The organism is Candidatus Margulisiibacteriota bacterium, assembly GCA_028706105.1.
Classification (GTDB): Bacteria; Margulisbacteria; Riflemargulisbacteria; order GWF2-35-9; family DYQY01; genus DYQY01.
The window spans coordinates 1-23,425 of record JAQWCF010000013.1; the positions used below are offsets into that span (position 1 = coordinate 1).

Annotated in this window: 28 protein-coding genes and 1 tRNA gene; 7 read left to right on the forward strand and 22 right to left on the reverse strand. The window is 34.3% G+C overall.

All coding sequences use genetic code 11. The annotated features are described in order from the left end of the window. Positions 1-217: 217 nt before the first annotated feature. The 7 genes from mnmE to PHF25_02315 form a co-directional block, all read right to left on the reverse strand. Positions 218-1,591, reverse strand: a complete 1,374-nt coding sequence (gene mnmE, locus PHF25_02285; GenBank protein ID MDD4526848.1) for a tRNA uridine-5-carboxymethylaminomethyl(34) synthesis GTPase MnmE — start codon at positions 1,589-1,591, stop codon at positions 218-220. Between the two features lie 2 nt (positions 1,592-1,593). Next, the gene (locus PHF25_02290) at positions 1,594-2,139 is read right to left on the reverse strand and encodes a KH domain-containing protein (protein ID MDD4526849.1); all 546 of its coding nucleotides are present in this window, start codon (positions 2,137-2,139) and stop codon (positions 1,594-1,596) included. Beyond that, positions 2,139-2,900, reverse strand: coding sequence for a YidC/Oxa1 family membrane protein insertase (locus PHF25_02295; GenBank protein ID MDD4526850.1), 762 nt, complete (start codon positions 2,898-2,900; stop codon positions 2,139-2,141). Before PHF25_02295 ends, PHF25_02290 begins: the two co-directional genes overlap by 1 nt. 12 nt (positions 2,901-2,912) lie before the next feature. After that, positions 2,913-3,122, reverse strand: coding sequence for a membrane protein insertion efficiency factor YidD (gene yidD, locus PHF25_02300; GenBank protein ID MDD4526851.1), 210 nt, complete (start codon positions 3,120-3,122; stop codon positions 2,913-2,915). Positions 3,123-3,454: 332 nt separating this feature from the next. After that, positions 3,455-3,589, reverse strand: a complete 135-nt coding sequence (rpmH, locus tag PHF25_02305) for a 50S ribosomal protein L34 (GenBank protein MDD4526852.1) — start codon at positions 3,587-3,589, stop codon at positions 3,455-3,457. A gap of 95 nt (positions 3,590-3,684) precedes the next feature. Next, positions 3,685-4,497, reverse strand: coding sequence for a hypothetical protein (locus PHF25_02310; GenBank protein MDD4526853.1), 813 nt, complete (start codon positions 4,495-4,497; stop codon positions 3,685-3,687). Between the two features lie 25 nt (positions 4,498-4,522). Then, complete coding sequence (locus tag PHF25_02315; GenBank protein MDD4526854.1) at positions 4,523-4,801, reverse strand: hypothetical protein; 279 nt, start codon at positions 4,799-4,801, stop codon at positions 4,523-4,525. A 328-nt stretch (positions 4,802-5,129) separates the two neighbouring features. Here PHF25_02315 and PHF25_02320 point away from each other — a divergent pair, with 328 nt between their 5' ends. Together PHF25_02320 and amrB are read left to right on the forward strand one after the other, a co-directional pair. Further along, complete coding sequence (locus PHF25_02320; GenBank protein MDD4526855.1) at positions 5,130-5,786, forward strand: hypothetical protein; 657 nt, start codon at positions 5,130-5,132, stop codon at positions 5,784-5,786. Continuing rightward, positions 5,704-6,570: an AmmeMemoRadiSam system protein B gene (gene amrB, locus PHF25_02325; GenBank protein ID MDD4526856.1), complete on the forward strand. Its 867-nt coding sequence runs from the start codon at positions 5,704-5,706 to the stop codon at positions 6,568-6,570. Before PHF25_02320 ends, amrB begins: the two co-directional genes overlap by 83 nt. Here amrB and hisD read toward each other — a convergent pair. The 6 genes from hisD to PHF25_02355 all read right to left on the reverse strand — a co-directional run bounded on the left by hisD (position 6,567) and on the right by PHF25_02355 (position 11,882). Continuing rightward, complete coding sequence (hisD, locus tag PHF25_02330; protein ID MDD4526857.1) at positions 6,567-7,856, reverse strand: histidinol dehydrogenase; 1,290 nt, start codon at positions 7,854-7,856, stop codon at positions 6,567-6,569. The two genes, amrB and hisD, sit on opposite strands and share 4 nt — an antisense overlap. Before the next feature lie 5 nt (positions 7,857-7,861). Continuing rightward, positions 7,862-8,467 carry an ATP phosphoribosyltransferase gene (gene hisG / locus PHF25_02335; protein ID MDD4526858.1) on the reverse strand — a complete coding sequence of 202 codons (606 nt, stop codon included), beginning with the start codon at positions 8,465-8,467 and terminating at the stop codon, positions 7,862-7,864. After that, positions 8,467-9,306, reverse strand: coding sequence for an ATP phosphoribosyltransferase regulatory subunit (locus PHF25_02340; GenBank protein MDD4526859.1), 840 nt, complete (start codon positions 9,304-9,306; stop codon positions 8,467-8,469). Before PHF25_02340 ends, hisG begins: the two co-directional genes overlap by 1 nt. Positions 9,307-9,384: 78 nt before the next feature. Continuing rightward, complete coding sequence (locus PHF25_02345) at positions 9,385-10,071, reverse strand: ATPase domain-containing protein (GenBank protein ID MDD4526860.1); 687 nt, start codon at positions 10,069-10,071, stop codon at positions 9,385-9,387. After that, entirely contained in the window at positions 10,064-11,212 is a 1,149-nt protein-coding gene (locus PHF25_02350; GenBank protein MDD4526861.1) for a response regulator, read from the reverse strand. The genes PHF25_02345 and PHF25_02350 overlap by 8 nt, the downstream gene beginning before the upstream one ends. Next, a complete protein-coding gene (locus PHF25_02355; GenBank protein ID MDD4526862.1) occupies positions 11,205-11,882 on the reverse strand; it encodes an RAD55 family ATPase in 678 nt (225 codons plus the stop codon). Before PHF25_02355 ends, PHF25_02350 begins: the two co-directional genes overlap by 8 nt. Before the next feature lie 80 nt (positions 11,883-11,962). On the opposite strand from PHF25_02355, the gene PHF25_02360 reads away from it, so the two are divergent. Further along, positions 11,963-13,570, forward strand: a complete 1,608-nt coding sequence (locus PHF25_02360; protein ID MDD4526863.1) for a FapA family protein — start codon at positions 11,963-11,965, stop codon at positions 13,568-13,570. Beyond that, complete coding sequence (locus PHF25_02365; GenBank protein MDD4526864.1) at positions 13,548-14,264, forward strand: hypothetical protein; 717 nt, start codon at positions 13,548-13,550, stop codon at positions 14,262-14,264. Before PHF25_02360 ends, PHF25_02365 begins: the two co-directional genes overlap by 23 nt. Here PHF25_02365 and PHF25_02370 read toward each other — a convergent pair. Then, positions 14,257-14,394 (reverse strand): hypothetical protein, encoded by a 138-nt coding sequence (locus tag PHF25_02370; GenBank protein ID MDD4526865.1) that lies wholly within the window; start codon positions 14,392-14,394, stop codon positions 14,257-14,259. The genes PHF25_02365 and PHF25_02370 overlap by 8 nt on opposite strands. Before the next feature lie 274 nt (positions 14,395-14,668). On the opposite strand from PHF25_02370, the gene PHF25_02375 reads away from it, so the two are divergent. Further along, a complete protein-coding gene (locus PHF25_02375) occupies positions 14,669-16,138 on the forward strand; it encodes a potassium/proton antiporter (GenBank protein ID MDD4526866.1) in 1,470 nt (489 codons plus the stop codon). Between the two features lie 7 nt (positions 16,139-16,145). On the opposite strand, the gene hisF is transcribed toward PHF25_02375, so the two are convergent. The 5 genes from hisF to nrdR form a co-directional block, all read right to left on the reverse strand. Next, positions 16,146-16,958, reverse strand: a complete 813-nt coding sequence (gene hisF, locus PHF25_02380) for an imidazole glycerol phosphate synthase subunit HisF (GenBank protein ID MDD4526867.1) — start codon at positions 16,956-16,958, stop codon at positions 16,146-16,148. Between the two features lie 71 nt (positions 16,959-17,029). Beyond that, entirely contained in the window at positions 17,030-17,719 is a 690-nt protein-coding gene (locus PHF25_02385; GenBank protein ID MDD4526868.1) for an anaerobic ribonucleoside-triphosphate reductase activating protein, read from the reverse strand. Next, positions 17,719-18,243 (reverse strand): anaerobic ribonucleoside-triphosphate reductase, encoded by a 525-nt coding sequence (locus tag PHF25_02390; GenBank protein MDD4526869.1) that lies wholly within the window; start codon positions 18,241-18,243, stop codon positions 17,719-17,721. The genes PHF25_02385 and PHF25_02390 overlap by 1 nt, the downstream gene beginning before the upstream one ends. A gap of 21 nt (positions 18,244-18,264) precedes the next feature. Beyond that, a complete protein-coding gene (locus tag PHF25_02395) occupies positions 18,265-20,343 on the reverse strand; it encodes a ribonucleoside triphosphate reductase (GenBank protein ID MDD4526870.1) in 2,079 nt (692 codons plus the stop codon). Positions 20,344-20,358: 15 nt separating this feature from the next. Then, the gene (gene nrdR / locus PHF25_02400; GenBank protein MDD4526871.1) at positions 20,359-20,802 is read right to left on the reverse strand and encodes a transcriptional regulator NrdR; all 444 of its coding nucleotides are present in this window, start codon (positions 20,800-20,802) and stop codon (positions 20,359-20,361) included. A gap of 244 nt (positions 20,803-21,046) precedes the next feature. Here nrdR and PHF25_02405 point away from each other — a divergent pair. Continuing rightward, positions 21,047-21,129: transfer RNA gene (locus tag PHF25_02405), tRNA-Leu, on the forward strand. 200 nt (positions 21,130-21,329) lie between these two features. Here the strand turns inward: PHF25_02405 and PHF25_02410 are convergent. Continuing rightward, on the reverse strand, positions 21,330-21,899 hold the full coding sequence (locus PHF25_02410) for an RNA polymerase sigma factor (GenBank protein MDD4526872.1): 570 nt from the start codon (positions 21,897-21,899) through the stop codon (positions 21,330-21,332). Position 21,900: 1 nt separating this feature from the next. Continuing rightward, positions 21,901-22,323, reverse strand: coding sequence for a hypothetical protein (locus tag PHF25_02415; protein ID MDD4526873.1), 423 nt, complete (start codon positions 22,321-22,323; stop codon positions 21,901-21,903). Between the two features lie 184 nt (positions 22,324-22,507). On the opposite strand from PHF25_02415, the gene PHF25_02420 reads away from it, so the two are divergent. After that, entirely contained in the window at positions 22,508-22,630 is a 123-nt protein-coding gene (locus PHF25_02420; GenBank protein ID MDD4526874.1) for a desulfoferrodoxin FeS4 iron-binding domain-containing protein, read from the forward strand. 5 nt (positions 22,631-22,635) lie between these two features. Here the strand turns inward: PHF25_02420 and ppk2 are convergent, their stop codons facing one another. Beyond that, positions 22,636-23,424, reverse strand: coding sequence for a polyphosphate kinase 2 (ppk2, locus tag PHF25_02425; protein MDD4526875.1), 789 nt, complete (start codon positions 23,422-23,424; stop codon positions 22,636-22,638). Position 23,425 lies beyond the last annotated feature (1 nt).

The following is a 23,425-nucleotide window of genomic DNA, read 5'->3' on the forward strand; positions in this document are numbered from 1 at the left end:
TATCTCTGGCAAATTAAAACCTTGATCTTCTTTTATAATAGAAACTACTTTATTGTTCAATGTTTATTCCTCTCAACTAACGTATGAATATATCGTCACAATCAAACAAACGTTTCATGAAATAATTATTTTTCTAATATTATTCAAACGAACAAGTGATAACTACATGCAAATACAGCTTATGAAATACAAACATAACTCACGGATTGATAAAAAACTATTTACCAACACAAAATCTAGAAAAGATATTATCCAACACTTCTTCGGACACATCTTCGCCCACAACCTGCCCCAGATGGACCATGGCTTCCTTTAAGTCAATAACCCACAAATCCTCTGTTGCTCCTGCCAAAACAGAATCCTCGGCCGCTAAGACTGCTTCTTTCGCTTTCAGTAAACTTTCTTGATGCCTCTCGTTATTGATTAAAATCTCTGCCTCATTATCCACCTTGAATAAATATTCTATTTTCTTAATTAACCTTACATTAAAGTCATCCAAATTATTGTCATGCAAAACAGATAGACTAAAAATATCAGACTCAGGATGCCTCTCCAACAATTGACTGTTCACCTTATCAGCCGACGCAATATCTGTTTTATTAATCAGAAACATTGTTTTCTCAACTATGACATCTTCTAACAATAACTCATCGGAATCCACTATTCCTGTACTAGCGTCTAGCATAACAATAACAATATCTGCTTTAGCTAAATACTCTTTCGTTCTTCCTATTCCCATTTTCTCTACTTCATCTTTACTCTCCCGTATTCCAGCGGTATCCACTAACTTAATTGGGATGCCCTCTAATTCTATCCATTCTTCAATGGTATCTCTCGTTGTTCCAGGAATGTCCGACACAATAGCCCGATTATCCTCAAGCCATTTATTAAATAAACTAGATTTCCCAGCATTAGGTTTCCCTGTGATAGCAACAACCAAACCATCTTTATAAATTTTACCTTTAGAGAAAGAGACTAAAAGTCCATCGATGCTAACTCTAATTTCTTCCAAAATAGAAACATAATGCATCTTGTCTGACAATTCTTCTTCTTCCGGATAATCAAGATGAACTTCAATATGTGAAACCATATCCAACACTTTTTGTCTAATTTGAGCTATCTCTTCTGACAAACTTCCCTGCAAATGAGCACTAGATACCTTCGCAGCAATTGCTGTTTTGGCATCAATCAAATCTATTACTGCTTCCGCCTGAACCAGATCCATTTTACCATTTACTAAGGCTCTCATTGTAAATTCACCTGGCTGTGCGGATCTAGCTCCATTCTGAAAAAGTAAGTTCAAAATCTTTTTTGCTACTACGTAATTACCATGACAATTAATCTCAATCATGTCTTCACCTGTAAAGGATTTTGGTGCTTTAAAATAAGAAACTAAGACCTCATCCAAAACTTCCTGTCCTTTTTTAAAAACAGAAAATTTAATGGTATTTGGTTCGTATTTCTTTAATGATAAAAAGGGTTTTATAAATGCTAATACATCTTGTCCACTTAAACGAATAACAGCAATCCCAGATCTGCCCGGAGGAGTTGAGATTGCCGCAATAACATCTGAAAAACTATTTAAAGACATCCTTACGCAGGAGTAATTACTACTTGTCTATCCTGTCCCTGTCCGATGCTTTCTGTTTTAACTGCTGTATTCTCTTGCAAGGTTAAATGTACAATTCTTCTTTCCCATGAGTTCATAGGTCTTAGAACCACTTCTTCCTTTGTACTAATTGCTTGATCAGCCATTTCTTGAGCTAACATTTTAAGAGAATCTTCTCTTTTATCTCTATAGCCACTTGCATCAAGAACAACATTAATTGGCTGTTTAAATTTTTTACTTAATATACTTCTTAATAAGATTTGCAAAGACTGTAGAGTACTACCTTCTTTTCCAATTATTCTCCCCATGTCATCACCCTTAATATCCAGTGAAACAAAGTTATCTTCATATTTAACTACTTTAACAACATTAAAAAATCCCATTAAGTCTAAAATCTCAGTTAGCATATCTTTGGCAACCAAATGCACGTCGCTATCCACCATATTCCCAAAATTATCTTCTATCTTTTTCTCTTCAACTTGATTTTTATCTGAATTTCCTGAATTCCCAAAAATGCTTAATATTCCCATTATTTAACTCCTTTTTTACTTTTGCTCTTTTGATTTGTTTGTTTCTTTGGCTTGACTGGTGTCGCTACAACGTCAATCGTTACAGGCTCCGTAGCAACCATTTCCTCTATTTCCTTTTTCTTTGAGGTTAGCCAATACTGCTGTGCACCAGTCATTAGCTGAGACAAAGACCAATATACCAAAACTCCGCTTGGCATATTAATTGAAATAAATAACATTAAAAAAGGCATAAACTTAAACATTTTTTGCGTTGGATCATTAGGATCTGTAGACATAGTCATTGTCTTCTGTGACAACCATGTAGAAATAGCTACAAGGATTGGAAGAATAACGGTAGAATCAGGACCTATTAAATTATTTATCCACAAAAAAGATGCCTGACTCGGATCAACTGCCAATATTAATTCCCTAAATGTTGGACTATTTAAAGACATAAAAATAGCAACAAAAAAAGGTAACTGAATTAAAGTTGGAAGACAGCTTCCAAATGGGTTCACATTATGTTCTTTATATAAGGACATCATTTGAATCTGTAATTGCTGTGGATTATCTTTATATTTTGTTTGCACTTCTTTAAGCTTAGGTTGAATCTTTTTCATATCATCCATTGCTCTAACTTGCTTAATTGTAAAAGGAAACAACACCAATTTTATAACAAAAGTTAATAAAATTATTGCGATTACATAGTTGTTGGTTAAATTAAAAAAGAATTGCAAAATAGGGATCATCATATTATCAACTAAAAAAACAAATGGGTTCATCGTCTCACCTTTCTATTTAACAGGGTCGTAACCACCTGGATTCCATGGATTACACCTTAACAATCTATAGGTACTCATCGAGCCACCCTTAAAAACTCCGTATCTCGTAATTGCCTCTAAGGCATACGAAGAACAAGTAGGATAAAACCGGCATTTTTTGGGAGTTAATGGCGAATATTTTTTGTATATTCTAATTAAAAAGATTAGTGTGTTTTTAACCATATTTTCTCTTCAAGTATGCCAACTGGTTTAACCAGTCTTGCTTTAACTCTTCGAAGGAAAGATTTACTGCTAAACCTTTAGAAATAACCACATAGTCCCCTGTTATCTCTGGCTTATTGCATCTAAATACTTCTCTTAGCCTTCGTTTTGTTTTGTTCCGTACTACGGCTCTTTTATCAACTTTCTTGCTTACAATAACTCCAAACCTTAATGTCTTGTCTGGTTTAAAATAAACAATTATGCCTTTTCCTGTTGCCTTCTTTTGTTCTGCATAAACTGCTTTAAATTCTGAATATTTCCTTAGTCGAAGACCCCTATCGAAAGAAAATTCTTTAAACAGCTATCTTTGCCCTTCCTCTTTTACGACGAGCTTTCAGGACTGCACGTCCTCCTACTGAACTTGATCTCACAAGAAAACCGTGTGTCTTGTGTCTTTTTCTGCTATTGGGCTGAAAGGTCTGCTTCACTGGAACTACCTCCTAAAACTTTTACTAAAACTTTCCCTAGTTTGGATAACGTATGAGCATTATAAGAGAAAATAACTATAGGGTCAAATAATAAATTACATTGCCTTTTCGTAGTATGAGGCAAAAGTCTCGCAGGGATTAGAATAAGCATATAAGTGCTGTTTTTCAACAGGAGCTATTAAGTTGTATTTTCCAAATTTACTTTGCTTACTTCTCATAGAATCCATATCAAAATTGTGTTTCTGCTCAAAGGCTTCTCGTTTGCTTAACTTTATCTGTTGCATACCAATATTGTACATATTGTTTCCGCCCAAAAAAGTTTGTTCATAATGCACTACATCCCAGCCGCTCTTTAAGGTAAATTTGAAAAACTCTTCAAAAGTCATATTATATGAATGAACAGCGTGTCCAACTTCATGCTTAACTACTGGAATTATTTGGTCAACTGTATCAAGGTCAAACACCAAAATTCTCTGACTATTTTTATCATAAGCGCCATAAGCTCTACTGTGATGCCTTTTTGCAAAGATTGATTCTGGCATGGTTTCCATATTCATTTGAATGCTCTTATTCTTGACAATAGTTTTAACGCCTTTTAAATGCTCACCTGGAAGATTAGCTAATACATAATTAAGCATCTTTAATTCTTCTTCTGAAAATGGAATATCTGAATTATGTACTTTAATGTTAAATTTCTTTTTAATTTCTTCTGCTAAGAACTGAAGTGCATCAGGCACATTCCTAAGTTGAATATTATAACCTGAATTATTTTGTTGAACCTGTTCTGCATTAGGTCTAAAAGATGGCGTAAACCTTCCTAGCCCTGTTCCTTGCAGGTCAGATGCAGAAAGCCCTTGGGTTCCCCAAGAACTTATTGACGGCATATTAGAGCCAATACCTAAGACCATTTATTTACCCCTTGTCTTCTTTTCTTTACTCAAACAACTTATAACTAACCATACTCTCAATTTTGGCAATCGTCTTCATGAAATTCTGAGCTGAAACTATGTTTATCTTAGACTCCAAACCGGTCTTTAATTCAAAAAACCCGTTATTGTCTTTGATTAACTGAGATTGATCCGTGTTTTTGTGGTAGGCGCCATCATTGGAAGGCTCGACGGAAAAACCTCTTTTAGCAAACTCTTCCCAGAAATTCTTACATATTGAATCTTCTTTTAACTTTTGTTTATGATTTACTCTTGCATGTATCATATTAACCACCCCATTTTTCGCTCTTATATTAATATATCGAACGAAAAATGAATAATTCCCATTATTTTTTAAAATAATATCATGATTAGTAGAATTAAGGAAAATATGATTGAATATATGCTTTTGTTTGCACAAGCCATTACTTTTCATTAGAATTAATCCTTCCTTTTATAGATAAAATTTTTACCTATATAGCGCCACCATCTCTTATAACGACTATTAACTAAGCTTTCTTGTATCCATTTTTTATAATATATCTACCTCGCTCCTGGTTCCTCTCGCCTAAAAGAGAGAGGGAATATTTATAAAAAAGTAGTATAATCAAAAGATGGAATATATATCTTTATTTATTATTATCCCGCTACTCTTTACGCTACATTATTTCCTTTACACAGAGAAAACAAAAATATTTCTACAAAAAACTTTAGGGAATTGGTTTATGAGTTATTTGTATAGGTTTTTATACGCTATAATTACTATCGTCATAATTCTCATTTTCATTAAAGTCATTAGCTCTATCCAAGCACCACACATTCTAAATATGCAAGATAACCTCAGCAATATCGTTTTTCTTATAATGGATACATTTAGACTTATCTTCCTTTTCTTAATAGTTGAATCGGTTTGGACACTTGGGATGGCAAACATTTTTGGAATAAAGCATTTAAAAAATTTATTTTCAAAAAACAAAGACAAATTCAATTTAGACTTTATTGTTACACCCTTTAACGTAAAAGGGCTATACCTTAGACACCGACATCCATTACTTTTCTACCTAGTACTTTTTATTTTATTTGATAGAACCTTAACTTTGCTTAGTATCTACTCCCTAATCTTTTTATCTGCCTATTACATTTTATTTACAAAAATGGTTGAAGCTCAACTTGTTACTATTTATCAAAATGATTTTAACAATTATCAAAAAGGCACAAATTTCTTTCTCCCGCAATTTAAAAAGTATCCAAATGAGCCTACTAAGAAATAGTTTTGCTGGCAGTTTTTATCCGAACAACCCTTTAATTCTTCAAAAACAATTACAAACTTTTCTATCTGAACCCTCCAAGACAATCAATAAACCAAAAGCAATTATTGTTCCCCACGCTGGATACATTTATTCCGCTCAAACAGCAGCATATGGATACAAACAACTTGAGAACGAGAATATCAAAACAGTTATCATCCTTGCCCCTGCTCATAAAACTTTTCATCAAAGCCTAGCCATACCTTCCGAGAAATCGCTGGAAACACCACTAGGAAACCTAGATGTCGACGAGTCTAAAATTAACGAATTGTTGTCATCAAATATTTTTATTAAAGACTCACGACCTCACTATCAGGAACATTCACTTGAAGTGCAATTACCTTTCCTTAAGTATCTCTTACCTGAATGTAAAATAATACCAATCAATGTTGGAATGATAGATTTAGCTATAGCAAAAAAAGCAGGCAGAGAAATTGCTTCCGTTATGGACAACAACACTGTCTTAGTAGTTAGTAACGACTTATCACATTATCACTCTTTAAAAACAGCCAAAGAGCTAGACGAAAAAACGATTAACCATATCCTGAAAATGTCGCCAGATAATCTTCTTAATCAACACCAAATGAAAGAAGCTGACTGCTGTGGTGTTTTCCCAATTACCTTGCTTCTTGCCACTCTAAATGAACTAGCTATTACAAAAAATAAGCTTCTCTACTATGACACTTCTGCCACGGCGTCGTTTGATGACAAACATGTTGTAGGATATGCCAGTATTGCTTTTTATTAACTGATTCTAATTCTAGCTGCTTTAGCGTGAGCTGGTAGTTTCTCAATATCTGCAAAATACGCAGTATCTTTTCCCACTTTAGGAAAATCAGACTTATCCATTCTTACTACTGTCGTATATTTTTGAAAATCTATCGCACTTAAGGGTGAAGAAAACCTTGCAGTTCCGCCTGTTGGCAACACATGGTTTGGCCCCAGCATATAATCGCCCAACACTTCTGCTGAATATTCTCCAACAAAAATTGCTCCAGCGTGTGAAATATTATTAACTAGTTCTTCTTGTTTGACGTGAAATATTTCCAAATGCTCCGCTGCTATCTGGTCAGCTATCTTGGCTAGCTTTTTAACATCAGCACCTTCTTGAACAATTATTAAAGAATTATCTGACAAAGCTCTATCCAGTATCTGCTTTCTAGGTAGTTCTTTATATTGCAAAGCTAATTGTGTTTTAACTTTCTTTGCTAGCTCTCTAGACTCTGTTATAAGAATTGCTGAGGCTAAAGTATCATGCTCTGCCTGAGCTAACATATCTGCAGCAATAAATCTTGGATCTGCACTGTCGTCAGCAATAATGCAAACATCGCTTGGCCCTGCCATTTTGTCGATACCTACGACTCCAAAAACTTCTTTTTTAGCTAAAGTTACATAAATATTTCCTGGACCTACTATTTTATCTACCTTCTTTATACTTTCCGTACCATAAGCCAAAGCGCCAACTGCTTGAGCTCCGCCCACAGAGTAAACTTCCTTGATGCCTAGCAAATAAGCTGCCGCCAAAACTGAATTATCAATTTGTCCATCTTTTCCAGCTGGAGATGCAAGCACTATCTCTTCTACGCCAGCAACCTGAGCGGGAATTACGTTCATTAACACTGACGTTGGATATGCAGCGGTGCCACCTGGGACATATACACCAACTCGTTTAATTGATGTAACTTTCATGCCATAGGAAGAGTTCTCGTAAATTTTTTCTTGCCAAGAGTTTAATAAAAAATTCTGATGATAACTGCGAATATTTTCTGTTGCTACATTTAAAAGATTTTTTAATTGTTCTGAAGAAGTATCATACGCCAATTTCAAAGCTTCTTTGGTAACAACAATGTCTTTAATGTTTTTTGCTGGAAATTCAAATTTGTTGATATAACCCAATAGTGCAACATCGCCTTGTTCTCTAATATCTTTTAAAATATTACAAACAACCTCTGATTCTTTTCTATCAATAAAGGCTGTTCTTGTATGAATTTTTTTTATTTCTTCGCTAATGTTTCTTTCCACGGTACGAATCATAAATATTAACCTATATACTGCTTTACTATCTCGTTTCTCAAGCTATAAAAAACTCGATTAACTAAAAGATGAGCAGTTGTTTCATAAATAGTCTGAGTTTCTACCAGACCATTTTCTTTCAAAGTTTTACCGGTCGCAATTAGATCAACAATATAGTCACTAAGTCCTGTTATGGCAGCCAACTCAACTGAACCGTATAGCTTGATAATATCTACCTTAATTCCTTTTTTATCAAAAAACTCCTTAGTACTATTGACGAATTTTGTGGCTACTTTATTACCATTGCTAAAATTCTTATCTTTCTTATTTATGTCCGTAGCAACAGATAAGCGACAATATCCAAACTCTAAATCTTTTAAAACAATTAAATCTGGTTTGGTTTCTCTAACTATATCCATCCCGCAAACACCCATATCAACAACACCATTCTGTACATAGACAGGAACATCTGTTGGTCTAAGTATCAAAAATTTAAACTTCTTGGTTTTATCATAAAAAATTAAAGCTCTATCTGGAATTTCGCCTACCTCTATCCCCTGTTTTTGAAAAAAAGCTAAGCTATCCTTAAAAAGATAACCCTTTGGTAATCCGATAGTAATTGATCTTTCCATTATTTCCCCTTAAAGTATGTAATTAGTTTTTCAAAGCCAAGCGCAAACCCAATAGCCGGAATATCAAAAGAGTATTCTTTGTACAAAGTATCATAACGACCACCAGAACCAACAACATATCCAACACCTTCTAACAGTACATTAAAAATAATTCCAGTATAATAAGTTACTTCTGGCGCTAGTCCTAAATTATAAACCAGATGATCCATGTTTTCCGGAGCTATCTGCCTAAATAAATCATCAAACTCTTTCAAATAGGAACCCTTAGTTAAAATACTTACATCGCCTAAAGCTGGAAGTTTATCCAACTTATTATATTCTTTATTCATTAACGCTTCTTTAATTTCTAGTGTTTCTGTCTCGCTATGTTCAATATGTCCTAGTTCAATTTTAAAATCTTCGATACCTGCAGAATGCAAGACATCAATAAGTAAATTAACAATCCGAATGTCTGCGTTAATACTATCGTCTCCTAATAATTCAGCACCAATTTGTAAAAATTCTTGTTTTCTTAAAATATGCTGTTTACGAAAAACGTTCTCTAGATAAAAAAACTTTTGGGGGAAAATTAACTCTTGGTTTCTTGCTGAAACTAGTCTAGCAATTGGCGTAGTCATTTCTGGTCTTAAAACCATAATTGCTCCATCATGGCTAATAAACTTTATGGACTTTTCCTTAAGATACGGGCCCCAGCCTTTAGAAAGCTCAGCATAAGGCTCAAACGTCGGAGTCGTTACTCTGTTATATTTATTTGATTTAAAACAACCAACCATCTTTTCGATTACATCATGTCTTTTAGACAATTCATCTGGCAATATTTCATTTACACCTTGTAACACTACCTAACCTCACCTTTCTAAAATCAATAAATAAATATTTCAACTCAAATCTACTTAACCAATGAACCATTGAACTAATCAATACGGGTGGTCACCCGGATAAACCACTATCCCCTCATCGCCAACTCTCATCCTATGAATGTCTGTACTATGATTTGTTCCTCTTAGTTTTCTAACCTCAATACCTCTATATGTATGACCTAAGTGTAACATTATTAATCCCTGAGCTAGAAAATCCTCCACACCAAAATGAGTTAAACCAATCTCTCCAGATGGCTTCTCGGTTATTACTATTGTAGTACATTGTAGTTTTCTAATTTCATGCAAAAGCAAAAAAAGTTCTTTTCTCATTTTATTATAATCATTAAAAGCCATACCAAAGGCTGGCAAAGAATCAATAACAAGTCGTTGAAATTTATTTTCTTTAATTTGTTTAACTAAAGTAGAAAGCAAATCAAAAACATTTTCATCGAAATCTTTCTTTAGCATTGGAAAATACAAAAACTTTAATTTATCCTCATCAATCATCTTCTGAATATTCCAACCAAACCTACTGGCATCAGCGATAATATCGTCAATTGGTTCTTCAAAAGAAACGTAAAGCCCTTTTTCTTGGTACTTATAGGCGCCGTTATATAAAAACTGGGTGGAAAGGATTGTCTTACCAGAACCTGCTGAACCTGACAAAAAGAAGTTTCTTCCCTTTGGAAATCCACCTTCAATGATAGAATCTAAACCACTTATTCCTGAAGGCGTTCTATCCATGGTCTCCTAGTTTCACCCACTCCCTATCAAAATCTATCCACTTCATACTAGCTACTCTCATATACATATGCCCATCTTTTTCTTTCGTTTCTATTACACCATCCATTATATACTTAATATTGTTTAGAACATACTCCGAAACTGTGCCTTCTTCTAAAACAAACATTGTATTTACCATCCCAAACGCTAAAGAAGTTCTAGCCAACTGGGATAAAAGACGTTGTGCCATAGACAGATCAAAGTTAACCAAAATAGAAGAAATTGAATCGAACACCCGTCTTCCACCTAGCTTACTCTGGATTGATTGACCAATGTGTTGACCAGAATCAGAAATAATCATAGAGAATTGATTTAAATCAAGAATTCCATCTATTCTAAACTTTTCTTTTACCTCAGAGGCACCTGAAGACCAAGAATAAGCATCAACAATAGAAAAAAGATCTAACTCCTCGTACTCTCTAACATCTATCTCTAAGCTAGACGACAGTTTATCTCGAATTAGCTTTGGTGAATCATCAAGAGTTACAAACATGCATCTTTCTTTGTTATGCAATCCGTTTAAAATAAATTTTCTTGCCATCGTTGATTTACCAGTACCCAAAGGCCCAAGCAACAAAATATTAGAACCTTTAGGGAGTCCTCCGTCTAACAATTCGTCTAACTCTTTTATTCCAGAACTAATTTTATCTATCTCTGCATTTTCTTTTTTATTTAGACTTATTACTGCTTTAGCATTGCTTGCATTACGTACTCTTGATTCTTGTCTTCTCAGCAACAATGTTTCAACTCTTGATTTTAATTCATCCAAATTAAAGGGTTTAGTAATATAATCATCTGCGCCACCCTCAAATCCCGTAATTTTGTTAAACTCATCACCAATCGCAGATAAAATAATAATAGGAACATCAGCAAAGTCTTTGTTTTCGCGTAATGTTTTACAGACTTCAAACCCATCTTTTTCAGGCATAACAATATCCGTAATAATCAAATCTGGAAATTCTTGTAGTGCTTTTTCTATAGCTTGAGCGCCATTATTAGCTAAAATTGTTTTATACCCCAAATCATCAAGCATCATGCTGGTGAGCATTAAAATGTTAGGTTCGTCATCTGCTATAAGTATCTTAAATGCTGAATCACTCATTTATCCAAATACCATCCTTGGGTTTTATTTCAAAACTAATTGCCTTCACAGCATAATCAGTAAACATTATCTTCTGAGGCAATATATACCTTTTTACCATCTCTCCCTGCTGGTCAAAATACATCTTAATAGTATTTGTCTCAATTGCGTTATCTTCAACATTGTCGTTTTTTAGTATCACAATTGTTAAATCACTATCTGACTTCTCTATCATATCATTTAATCCTGAAAAATAAATTTTTCTTATATTATTATTCGCTGTTATAAACTGAGGGAAAGCTGGGTCCAGCACTACTCTTTTTATCTTATTTTTACTTACAATATCCTTGATTTCTTTAATCAAATTCACAAAAATATCACCATTATCAAAACTTTCTGTTTCTCCAAAATAATCTCGTATATCTAATATTAGAAATCTTCCTTGCTCAAAAGCCCAAGCAATATCCCAACCCATAGAAGAAATTATTTCTCTTATTTGCTTTGGAGTATCTTTAGATGTAACAAAAAGAACTCTTTCATCAGTGAACAATCCTTCTTTCAAAAACTGAATTCCAAATATTGTTTTACCTATACCAGAGCAACCTTCCAACGAAGTTAGCTGGTTTTTTGGCAATCCTCCTCGTAGTTGTTTATCTAATGCTTTTATTCCTGTTGCAACCCTATTTCCCATACATAAAATTATAGCCCCGATAAACAGGATTTTGGAAGTCTTATTTACAATTAACAATGGAATATTACATAATCTAAACTATGGAACAAAAAAAATATGAAATAGCTGTCTCTGACTGCAACAACTTTTACATAAATATTCTTAAAGAATTAGGGATACAAGATATTCTGGATATTAAAAAGAAATATCCGGAAATGTCGCTTTACAACCTTTTTAACACAATTGAGCTAATCAACGAAGTTTACAGAGAAGACAACAGTAAAGACTTCATCATCTATGCTGAGGCTAATAAAGATAACTCCCGCCCCGCAGAATATCTTTCCAATAACTGTTTCATTTCTATTAATAAAGAAGAAACACTCGCTGACATAACAATAAATCCAAACGCTAATTTGAAAAAAATTAATAAAGAAATCGCTAGAACAGGCATTACTTTTGGTGTTATGCCAGAAATGATTGAGTATATGCAAGCCAACAAAGTTACTGATTCTTTTATTTTCGCTAAAGGAGACTTTGCTGTCCCAGTCGAAGAAGCACAATGCACTTATTTTTATGAAACAAAAAGACCGTTCCCTGCCAACATCCAGCAAGGAACAAAAGGTGTTTACTTGGACACCACTATCGAGAATAGAACTATACTTGGTAAAAAAATTGCAAGAATCAACAAAGCATCCAAAGGCATGCCGGGAAAAACAATTACTGGGCTGACCATACCAACCAGAATTCATCCCCAAAAAACTCTGCAATTAGGAGAAAATGTCTTCGAAAAAGGTGCAGATATTCTACCGAAGATAGATGGAATAATAAATTACAGCGCTGAAGTGATTGGAGTCACTCCAACCTTAATTTTAAAAGAGCCAATAATTAACCAAAATATTGAATTCGACGGAACCATAATTATAGAAAACATGATACAAAGCAGTAACATTAAAGCTTCTCATGACATTACTGTTTATGGCACAAGCAATAGCGCTACTCTTGAAGCGAAAGGTTATATTTATATTCTAACTGGCTTTGTTGGAAACAGTTCTAAAGCAACAGCTGGTGAAGGAATTTTTTGCGGATATGCGCATAATTCTAGATTAACAACAATTAATGGTGACATTAATATTGGCTATGAATCCCTACATGCAAATATCAACTCGGGGAAAAGCATCTACATTGAAAAAAAAGCTTCTGGTGGGAGCTTAATGGCAAAAGAAAATATCTTTGTTGGTTCTTCTGGATCAGAAAGAATAACAACAAAAACAGAATTAACCATAGAATATGATGCCAGCAAAAAAAACGTATCAGCAGGAGCTTTGTTGCAAGAAATGCAATCTACAGAAAGAAAATATCAAAATGCCACTAAAGAAATTACTAGGTTTGAAGTATCTTCGGAAAAATCTAAAGCTGCACTTATCAAAGACAGCGCTTATCAACAACTCACGTTGATTGTTTTTGAACTACAAGAGCAACTGAAAGAACAATTAATACTATTATCCAAAATAAGAACTGCAGGAGAAGAAATTGCCTTACCAGAAAAAACTGGCATTGTTTCTATAAAGGACAAGGCCTGGAACGGTACTTCTATTACTATTAACAATGAAAATTTCTTAATTGAAAAAAACGCTAATCAAGGATCCGTTTTCCGTCTTGGTAACTATGGTATAATCAGAGAAAGACATGACAAAGAACCTACTGACTAGCTTATTGTTTATTTCTTTCATCTTTTTATCTGGATGCCAAGAATATAATATTATCCCTGAAGAAACGCAAACCATTATGGACAAAGGACTAGTGTATTCTCTTGCGCCTTACTCTAACAACATTCACCAACAAGTAAAAATATACAACTTACTAACAAATAAAACGCTAAGTACAACTTTCCTTCTAAGAATAAAAAATACTAATGAAACCCCTATGTGGACAAAAATAAATAATAGCTTCGTTCTAGTAGACAACGCTCAGATACAGCACAAACCTGTAGAAAGTAGTTATCCTTTGCTTACTGACATCCTAAATAAAAATAATTATAAGGAACTATCTTATTCTGAGTTAAAAAATATGAATCTAGAGCTAGAAAGACTTCAAGAAAGAGACATTACGAGTAGTAACGCTTATCTTTATAATGAAGAGCTAAAAACATTACAAACAAAAATATATTCATTAGAAAGAAATCAATCATTACAAATGGAATTACAAAAAACTGAAAAAGAAGTTCAGCATGTTTTAGAAACGTACGGATTTAAAGACCAACTAATTTATCCAAACTCAGAAATTATTTCAATACTTATTTTCCCTACAATTATTAACAACCAGAATCAAAGCTTTGTTATCAACTTTACTTTAGACAATTCAAAACTAATAACAATCCCCTACAAAATACTCCAAACTAATTAAGACTCATATTCACCATTACTGCAACACTACCAAAGTCCATCATATATTCTACTTTCTGTGATTTTTCTGCTTCTCCGCCACCTAATTGATTAACTTGGTCGATGATTGTTCTTAATTGTTTTTCATCCATGATTGTTTTCCCCCTTTATTGTCTTACATTGTTATTATTCCCTAATGCTGGGTTATAAAACATTGATATTTCTTGATTTATTAAAGTTAAAGACAAGCTAACCGCATAAATTTTATTACCTCATCAAAATCTTTTTAAAAGCTTTCTCGCAAACCTCAAAATATAGCCTTAATAACTTTGAATTTGAATTGTCCTTCCTTGCAATACTGCATAAATAATGATATTTTTACGATGATACTTTTTTCTATTTGTAAACAAGAGGATGTTCTTTAATATGTATTTAATCTCAGCCTTAGTGCTTTTAGCCATAATCATGGCAGCTAAAATCTCCAACAAATGGAGTGTTCCTTTAGTTGTAATCTCTCTGCTAGCAGGTATCTTATTTGGAAGTGATATCTTAGGAGTGGTCTATTTAGACAACTTCATACTCTCGCGACAAATGGCTGACTTTGCTCTGGTCTTTGTTTTATTCATTGGAGGTTTTGAAACCAAAAAAGAAAGATTACAATCTGTTTTTGTACCATCAATGATTCTAGCAACGGTAGGAGTAGCCTTAACAGCAGCACTCACAGGCATATCGCTTCACTATTTACTAAAACTTGACTGGTTAACTTCCATCCTAATCGGGTGTGTAATCTCCTCAACTGACGCATCAACAGTTTTTTCCATTCTGAGGTCCCGTTCCCTAAACCCAAAGCTAGCCTCTGTTGTGGAAATAGAGTCAGCCACCAACGACCCAATGGCCATTGTCCTAACGTCAATCGCCATACAAATAACCATCAGCCAAATGCAACATCCTGCTAATTTAGTTCTTACGCTACTGTGGCAAATTACAGGGGGAATATTGATTGGTCTGCTAATTGGCAAAATTGCCGTTTTTTTGTTCAACTACCTGAAAACTTTAGATAAAGGATATTTTTACCTATATATGATCTCCATCATCCTCTTATCTTACGGTGTGGCAGATTTTTTTCTTGCCAGTGGTATAATTTCTGCCTTTTTTGCAGGATACTTTATAGGAAATTCCAATATACCTTATAAGCCAACAATATCCACATTACTTGAAGCATTATCCACAATATCAAACGTTATAATCTTTGTTCTTCTTGGCTTACTGGTTTTCCCTAATGAATTTTATAATGTCTACAAAACTGGTATTATTTTGTTCTTAATAATTACTTTCTTCGCACGTCCAGTAGCTGTTTTTTCTTGTTTGTTTTTTACAAAATATAATGTTAAAGAAAAGATTTTCTTAAGCTGGAGTGGTTTAAGAGGAGCAGTCCCTATCGTGTTAGCCACATATCTCGCAGCGGCTAATGTCCCTGGCTCTCGAGGAATATTTAACATTGTCTTTTTTGCTGTTTTACTCTCTATGATTATTCAAGGAACCACTCTTGTGAAATTAGCTGACTTTCTCAAGTTGTCAGTAAAGGCTAAACCAAAGCCTAGACAAGTAATGGAACTCATCACACTCCAAAACTCGGAACTCGAATTAATTGAAATAACCATTGATGAGAATACTTACACCGGCTCAGCTCTTGTCTCTTCTCTGTTGTTGCCTCCAGGAAGCACAATAACAATGCTTAACCGCAATGAAAACATTATTGCCCCAAGAGGAAACACCAAAATAATTGCAGGTGATATACTTTATGTTCTAGTGAAAACAAGCGATATAGAAGCAATTACAAATGAACTGTTAACTCATTTTGAGTTAATTGAAAAAGCTCATCACCAAGCTAAATAATTATATTTTATTGTCTTACTGGAATATTTTTTTCTTCTAAAAAAGTTTTTATCTGAGGAATTGTAAGTTTTCTGTAATGCAACAAAGATGCAAGCAATGCCGCGTCGCAAACCTCTAAGGCTTCAGCGATATGTTCAAGCGTACCTGCTCCACCTGAAGCAATCACTGGAATATTAACCGCGTCAGCAACAGCTTTCGTCATTTCCAAGTCATAACCTTTTTGCGTTCCATCTCCGTCCATACTTGTCAAAAGTATTTCTCCAGAGCCAAGCTGCTCAACTTTCTTAGCCCATTTGATTGCATCGATGCCAGTTCTTGTTCTACCTCCATGAATTACAACTTCAAACTGACTATCAGTATCACACTCACAATCCATATTAATTAAATCTGGCTTAATCTCTGGCTTTTGCAAATTGTTTCTTCTTCTAGCATCAATAGCCATAACCATACATTGGGCACCAAATTTCTGCGAGATTTGAGTAATCAAATTTGGATTATTTACGGCAGCAGTATTTACAGAAACTTTATCTGCTCCAGCAGCTAAAACTTCTCTCACGTCAGCAACTGTTCTAATCCCACCACCAACAGTAAAAGGAATAAATACTTGCTCGGCTACTCGCCTGACTAAGTCCACCACTGTGTTTCGTTTCTCTGAGGAAGCTGTAATGTCTAAAAAAACTAGCTCGTCAGCACCCTGCTCATCGTAATTTTTAGCTAATTCAACAGGATCTCCTGCATCAATAATGTCGACGAAGTTAACGCCTTTTACCACGCGCCCATTCTTTATATCTAAACATGGAATAATTCTCTTTGCTAACATAAATATATTATAGTTCACTGGTTCATTGGTGTCACTAGTTCATTCTAGAGAAGAAAAGTGAAAGCTGACGTCTATCTTATCTCGCAATGTTTGACAAACTTTGAAAAATACTCTTGAAGTTCCTTTAATTTACTAGTTGGTAAAATTTCTTTGCTAGCATCTTCGGTTAAAGTGTTTCTTGGATTATATTGTTGTAAATAATAGGCCTCTGCTCCGTTGATTAACTCCGCAATTCCGCCTAAATCACTCTCTTCAAATAAGGGAGGATAAACTGTAGACCTAAATTCATACTGTATCTTTTTTTGATTTTTTAATATTTCAATTGACTGCTTTATTTTATCAACCAAAGCCTCATCCTTTGTGGCAAACAACCCTGGGTACTTCATTAGAGAAGTTTTGATATCCATGGCGACATAATCTATCAAGCCTTCCGAAATTAGAGCTTCTAGCTTATCAGGCGCTGTTCCATTAGTATCTAGTTTTACTGGGAGTCCTGTTTGACTTTTTATTTCCCTAATGATGGCTGCAATGTTCGGAACCATTGTTGGTTCTCCGCCAGTTAAAACGATTCCTTCATAAAGATGTTTCTTCTTTTTAATTTTAGAAATTGCCTCATCTTCGGATATTTCTTCTGCTGTTTTCTGTAAAACCAAGTCTCCATTATGGCAAAAAGGACATCTAAAATTACAGCCTCCGTAAAAAAATACAGAGGCTATTTTACCAGGATAATCAATAAAGCTAGTCTTTAACCAACCCTGCATTAAACAAAAAGCAGTTGTTCAACTTGAGCTGACGTGTGTGCCTTTTGTACAACGTTTCCTTGTTCATCATAGAAAATAACTGTTGGTGTACCAGTAATGTTATTTCTAATAGCTTCTTCTAAACCTTCTTTAGTACTAGCATTAATATCCGTACCTTTAATTGCAATCTGTGAAGACAAGATGCTTTTAACTGGCTTACAACCTGGGCAATGCTCAGAATAAAACATTTTGTACTGTTTAATTTTACCTTTTTCATTCACTAAAATTTGCAATTCTTCCTTTGTATTCTCAACAATGTTGGAAGATTCCAAAACAATACTTTCTACTTTCTTTGCCGACGCATCATCATTACAAATAAAGTGTAATCTTTCATGATACTCTTCCTTTTTACCTTTATTCCAATTGTTAACTGGTCTGTAATAGCCTACAATCCTAGCATATACTTCTGCCTCGGAACCTTTTACATGCTCCAATTCAGACTTTAACTCCTCAATTTGTCTTTCTATTTCTTGTTTTATTTCCATTTTCTTTTTCCCCTTCCGTGATCAAGCTGTTTTTTTTTCTGGCTCGTCAAAATACTTTTCTAATTCTTTTATCTTTGATTTCAATTCCTGTTCTCGCTCCTCCTTGCAAACTGGACAATTGAAATGCTCCCCATCCAAATAACCATGTATCGCACAAACAGAGAATACTGGAGAAATTGTAAAATAAGGAATCTTGTAATTATAAGCTATCTTTTTAACTAAACGCTTACAAACTGCTGGATCCTTAATCCTTTCTCCTAACATACTGTGAAAAACAGTACCTCCAGTATATTTACTCTGGATTTTTTCCTGATGATCTAATGCCTCAAAAACATCCGCTGTATAGTCTACAGGCAATTGAGTAGAGTTTGTATAGTATGGGTCTTTTTCGCCAGCAGTTATAATATCAGGATATCTTTCCTTATCCATTTTAGCAAAACGGTAAGATGTTGACTCCGCTGGAGTAGCTTCCAAATTATATAAATCTCCTGTGCCTACCTGGTATTCTTTTAGCTTTTCTCTCATAAAATCAACTATCTCACAGGATAACTCAAGTCCTTCTTCGGAAGTAATATCCTTACCAATAAAATTCAGCAAACATTCATTCATACCATTTAGTCCTATTGTAGAAAAATGATTATGAAAATGTTTTAAATATCTCTTAGTATATGGATACAACCCTATCTCCAGTAATCTATTAACTACTTTTCTTTTAACAACCAAAGAATCACTGGCAATTTCCATTAAATCTTCCAGTCTTCTAAAAAACTCTTCCTTTGTTTTTGAAAGATAACCTATTCTTGGAAGATTAATTGTGACAACTCCAATTGAACCAGTAAATTCATCAGCCCCAAAAAGTCCGCCGCCTCTGTTTCTTAGCTCTCTCTTATCTAACTGCAAACGACAACACATGGAACGCACATCAGTTGGATCAAGATCGCTATTGATAAAGTTTTGGAAATAAGGAGTTCCATATCTTGCTGTCATTTCAAAAAGAAGACTTGCGTTTGGACTATCCCAGTCAAATTCTTTAGTAATATTATACGTTGGAATAGGATAACCAAACCCTCTACCGTCGGAGTCGCCTTCCATCATTACTTCAAGAAATGCTCTATTAATAACATCCATTTCTTTCTGATAATCAGCATAAGTTGTTTCCAATTCTTTGCCACCAATAAGAGCTTTCCTGTCCTTTAAATCTGAAGGCACAGTCCAATCTAAAGTAATGTTAGTAAATGGCGCCTGACTACCCCATCTTGAGGGAGTGTTGATGCTAAAAACATAACTCTGTATCTGTTGTTTAACTTGTTCATAGCTAAGATTATCAACTCTTACAAACGGAGCTAAATAAGTATCAAAGCTCGAAAAGGCCTGCGCTCCTGCCCATTCGTTCTGCATAGTTCCTAAAAAATTCACCATCTGAGAAATCAAAGTACTAAGATGTTTGGCTGGTTTAGAATTAATCTTATTTGTAACTCCACCAAAACCCTCTTCTATCAGCTGCCTTAACGACCAACCAGCACAATATCCTGAAAACATAGAAAGATCATGAATGTGAAAGTCACCATTTTGGTGAGCATCAGCAACTTCTTTGGTGTAAATATTCTTCAACCAATAATTAGCAGTAATTGCACCTGCATTATGTAAAATAAGCCCACCCAAAGAATAATTAATATTACTATTTTCATTAACACGCCAGTCTGACTGAGCCAAATAACCATCCATAACCTTATTAATATCCAAAATAAGGCTTTCTTTGTCTCTTATCTTACTTCTTTGCTCTCTATATAAGATATAAGCCTTAGCTGTCTTAGCGTGACCTTCTTCTATAAGAACTTTTTCAATTAAATCCTGAATTTCTTCAATTGCAGGTATTGTTTTTTTGTTATAAGTTTCTGTAAGTTTAAGGATAACTTTATCCGTTAAAGCTCTAGCCAAGTCAATGTCAGTACCGCCTAAAGACTCCGCAGCTTTATAAATTGCATCTATTATTTTTTGCTTATCAAAATCTACGATTTCTCCATTTCTTTTAATAAGCTTTTTAATAAGCCCTCGTGACTTCCCTGTTTCTAATATTTCTTTTAATTCTGCTATTACCATCTCTACATACTCTCCTTACATGTTCTTTATTTCTTTTATAAATTCGCTAACATCCTTGAACTGTTTATAAACAGATGCGAATCTAACATAAGCTACCTGATCCAAACCCTGCAATTTATCCATCACCATCTGCCCAATCTCTTTTGAATGGACTTCTCTCTCCGTACGACGGTGTAATTCTTCTGTAATTTCTTCAACAACAGATTGAATTTGCATAACAGTTACTGGCCTCTTTTCTGTAGCTGTTATCATTCCATTAAGAATTTTCTCTTTCTTAAAAAACTCTTTATTGCCCGTACTCTTAATAACCACCACTGGTCTTTCTTCTAATCTTTCATAAGAAGTAAACCTTTGGCTACAAGATAAACACTCACGACGCCTTCTGATCGCTTCACCCTCAGATAATGTTCTTGATTCTAATACTTTATCTTCATCACTTCCGCAAAATGGACATTTCATTATCTTTGCTTATCCCCCATATATGGTGTTTTCTGTCGACAGTTAATAAGTTAACACACTAAATATACTAAAGTCAATTCGACCATATTTTGCATATTTATCGTTATTTTGGCGATTATCAACAAGTTATTAACAACATGTTCACAAGTTTATACATTGATATATTTTAATGGGTATATTTTTAGTCAGTTTCTAAATATTGCTCTAACATTAAGTGACTGTTATAATGTTCTAGCTTTATCATGCGGATGTGGTGAAATTGGCATACACGCTAGACTTAGGATCTAGTGCTTCGGCGTGGAGGTTCAAGTCCTCTCATCCGCACCAAATTTTAAATTTCTATACCTTCTTTTAATATTAATATTGTTTTTTTCCAACAACTTTCTAAGAAAAATAATCTATTTGTTTTTGAATATCCATCTTACATATTAATTATAACATCGCTAAAGCATATTGCTAAATAACGATTAGCTTTTAGCCAAAAGAATAACAACCCATAAAAAATATAACCCAATCAAACAAGGAAATCAGACATAAGCTGGTATTTTGTTTTTTAGAAGTTCTTTTAGTTTAGCCTTTGCTCTATATACTCTAGATTTCACTGTCCCAATATCTAAACCAGTAACCTCTGCAATTTCATCATAAGGCAACTGATTAATTTCTTTAAGTATCAGGACTCCTCTATATCTATAATCAATCTTATCTAATGCTTGATATAATATTCTGAGCAACTCCATGTCTTCAATATCACTTCCAGCTTCCGCAACATTCTCATCTTTAATACAGTTGAAAAAATTTTCATCAACATTATTTGTTTGTCTATTAGCTCTGCGAAAATAGTTTTTAGACATATTTACGGCAATCCGATATATCCAAGTAGAAAACATTGCCTCGCCTCTAAACTTGTCTAAATGAATAAAGGCTTTATAGAAAACTTCCTGTGTAATATCTCTGGCGTCTTCGTAATTACAAATCATACCATTAACTGTACGAAAAACTTTATCCCGATAACGTACTATTAGCTCACTATAAGCATCTAGCCAACCGTTTTGAACAGCGCTCACTATTTCGTTATCTGGCAAATTTGTATAATCCATCTTATCCAACAACTCCTAGTCCTATTTCTGTCACCAAACTTCTCATCCCAAGCTGACTTACTTCAGGCTTTGGTAATTTGTCTGGATCAAACTCCGCTGCAGTTATTTGCTTGAAAGCAGTAAGCCCTTCCTTATAATTCTCCGGATCAATATTCTGCATCATTGCAAATTTCCCAGGATGGGCACTAAGCTGGATGTGTTCTGATAGTTTATTTGGTTTATATCCACTTGGTGCTAATTTGCTCTCATTAAAAACACCAAGATCTTCTTGCACGCCCTCCTGCTTATCTAACATCTTTGAAAATACCTTTTTGAAAGGTTCTTCCGTGAAATCTAGCTCTTTAGGCTTCTGTTCCTGCTCTTTTCCTAATTTATTTTTACCTTTAATTGGATCTAATGATTCTAAATTTATACCCTGCATCATAATGCACCTCCGCGTTGTCTTTTAATATAAGACACCTCTCTATTAAGATTGTTCCCATTATTTTATTTTTTAAACAATTTATTTACGATTTCACTTACCTATCTCTTACCTTAATAGTCATTTTCTTTGCTTTTTGACTCTTTTTATTGATAAACTAGATTTAGTATTAAAAAGGAGGATTATTATGACAAATGTTAAAAAAATAGGTGAAGTTTACAAGTGTGATATTTGCGGAAATGTCGTTGAAGTTAAAAAAGTTGGTGGCGGCGAATTAGTTTGCTGTGGCAAACCGATGAACAAACAATAAAAAAGTTAATATAGCTCTGGTATGAATTTCTGAGAATCCATCGGTGGACGTACATATTCTTTTGGAGGATTTACTCTTTCTGGCAGGGTGATTGGTTCCGGAGTTAGGTCAGCATAAGGAATTTTTGAAAGCAAATGGGAGATGCAATTTAAACGTGCTTTCTTTTTGTTGTCTGCATTAACAACATACCAAGGAGATTGCTCCGTATCTGAAAACTTAAACATTTCATCCTTTGCTTGAGAATATTCCAACCATTTATTTCTAGATTCTAAATCCATTGGACTTAATTTCCAACGTTTAGCTGGATTGTTTAAACGTGCCTGAAAACGATTTTCTTGCTCTTTATCATTAATAGAAAACCAATACTTGATTAAAATTATTCCAGCTCTAATAAGTAATACTTCAAACTCTGGACAAGAAATTTGGAAATTCTGATATTCTTGCTCAGTACAAAAACCCATAACCCGCTCAACTCCTGCTCGGTTATACCAACTACGGTCAAAAAGAACTATTTCCCCGCCTGCTGGCAATTCCGCAACATAACGCTGAAAATACCACTGCGTGGATTCTTTGGGAGTAGGAGTGCCTAAAGCAACAACTCTACAAATTCTTGGACTAAGAGTTTCTGTTATTCTTTTAATAACTCCACCTTTTCCAGCTGCATCTCGTCCTTCAAAAAGCACGACGACTTTAAGTTGCTTTTCTTTAATCCATGCTTGGAGTTTAACTAACTCTACTTGAAGTTTCTCTAGTTCTTTTTCATAATCACTGTCAGATAGTTCATGTTTTGTCATT

What these genes read in the sequence shown, in the direction of transcription:
- mnmE (MDD4526848.1), bottom strand. Translation starts at nt 1,591, where the DNA reads ATGTCTTTAAATAGTTTTTCAGATGTTATTGCGGCAATCTCAACTCCT.
- PHF25_02290 (MDD4526849.1), bottom strand. Translation starts at nt 2,139, where the DNA reads ATGGGAATATTAAGCATTTTTGGGAATTCAGGAAATTCAGATAAAAAT.
- PHF25_02295 (MDD4526850.1), bottom strand. Translation starts at nt 2,900, where the DNA reads ATGAACCCATTTGTTTTTTTAGTTGATAATATGATGATCCCTATTTTG.
- yidD (MDD4526851.1), bottom strand. Translation starts at nt 3,122, where the DNA reads ATGGTTAAAAACACACTAATCTTTTTAATTAGAATATACAAAAAATAT.
- PHF25_02310 (MDD4526853.1), bottom strand. Translation starts at nt 4,497, where the DNA reads ATGGTCTTAGGTATTGGCTCTAATATGCCGTCAATAAGTTCTTGGGGA.
- PHF25_02315 (MDD4526854.1), bottom strand. Translation starts at nt 4,801, where the DNA reads ATGATACATGCAAGAGTAAATCATAAACAAAAGTTAAAAGAAGATTCA.
- PHF25_02320 (MDD4526855.1), top strand. Translation starts at nt 5,130, where the DNA reads ATGGAATATATATCTTTATTTATTATTATCCCGCTACTCTTTACGCTA.
- amrB (MDD4526856.1), top strand. Translation starts at nt 5,704, where the DNA reads ATGATTTTAACAATTATCAAAAAGGCACAAATTTCTTTCTCCCGCAAT.
- hisD (MDD4526857.1), bottom strand. Translation starts at nt 7,856, where the DNA reads ATGATTCGTACCGTGGAAAGAAACATTAGCGAAGAAATAAAAAAAATT.
- hisG (MDD4526858.1), bottom strand. Translation starts at nt 8,467, where the DNA reads ATGGAAAGATCAATTACTATCGGATTACCAAAGGGTTATCTTTTTAAG.
- PHF25_02345 (MDD4526860.1), bottom strand. Translation starts at nt 10,071, where the DNA reads ATGGATAGAACGCCTTCAGGAATAAGTGGTTTAGATTCTATCATTGAA.
- PHF25_02350 (MDD4526861.1), bottom strand. Translation starts at nt 11,212, where the DNA reads ATGAGTGATTCAGCATTTAAGATACTTATAGCAGATGACGAACCTAAC.
- PHF25_02355 (MDD4526862.1), bottom strand. Translation starts at nt 11,882, where the DNA reads ATGGGAAATAGGGTTGCAACAGGAATAAAAGCATTAGATAAACAACTA.
- PHF25_02360 (MDD4526863.1), top strand. Translation starts at nt 11,963, where the DNA reads ATGGAACAAAAAAAATATGAAATAGCTGTCTCTGACTGCAACAACTTT.
- PHF25_02365 (MDD4526864.1), top strand. Translation starts at nt 13,548, where the DNA reads ATGACAAAGAACCTACTGACTAGCTTATTGTTTATTTCTTTCATCTTT.
- PHF25_02370 (MDD4526865.1), bottom strand. Translation starts at nt 14,394, where the DNA reads ATGGATGAAAAACAATTAAGAACAATCATCGACCAAGTTAATCAATTA.
- PHF25_02375 (MDD4526866.1), top strand. Translation starts at nt 14,669, where the DNA reads ATGTATTTAATCTCAGCCTTAGTGCTTTTAGCCATAATCATGGCAGCT.
- hisF (MDD4526867.1), bottom strand. Translation starts at nt 16,958, where the DNA reads ATGTTAGCAAAGAGAATTATTCCATGTTTAGATATAAAGAATGGGCGC.
- PHF25_02385 (MDD4526868.1), bottom strand. Translation starts at nt 17,719, where the DNA reads ATGCAGGGTTGGTTAAAGACTAGCTTTATTGATTATCCTGGTAAAATA.
- PHF25_02390 (MDD4526869.1), bottom strand. Translation starts at nt 18,243, where the DNA reads ATGGAAATAAAACAAGAAATAGAAAGACAAATTGAGGAGTTAAAGTCT.
- PHF25_02395 (MDD4526870.1), bottom strand. Translation starts at nt 20,343, where the DNA reads ATGGTAATAGCAGAATTAAAAGAAATATTAGAAACAGGGAAGTCACGA.
- nrdR (MDD4526871.1), bottom strand. Translation starts at nt 20,802, where the DNA reads ATGAAATGTCCATTTTGCGGAAGTGATGAAGATAAAGTATTAGAATCA.
- PHF25_02410 (MDD4526872.1), bottom strand. Translation starts at nt 21,899, where the DNA reads ATGGATTATACAAATTTGCCAGATAACGAAATAGTGAGCGCTGTTCAA.
- PHF25_02415 (MDD4526873.1), bottom strand. Translation starts at nt 22,323, where the DNA reads ATGATGCAGGGTATAAATTTAGAATCATTAGATCCAATTAAAGGTAAA.
- PHF25_02420 (MDD4526874.1), top strand. Translation starts at nt 22,508, where the DNA reads ATGACAAATGTTAAAAAAATAGGTGAAGTTTACAAGTGTGATATTTGC.
- ppk2 (MDD4526875.1), bottom strand. Translation starts at nt 23,424, where the DNA reads ATGACAAAACATGAACTATCTGACAGTGATTATGAAAAAGAACTAGAG.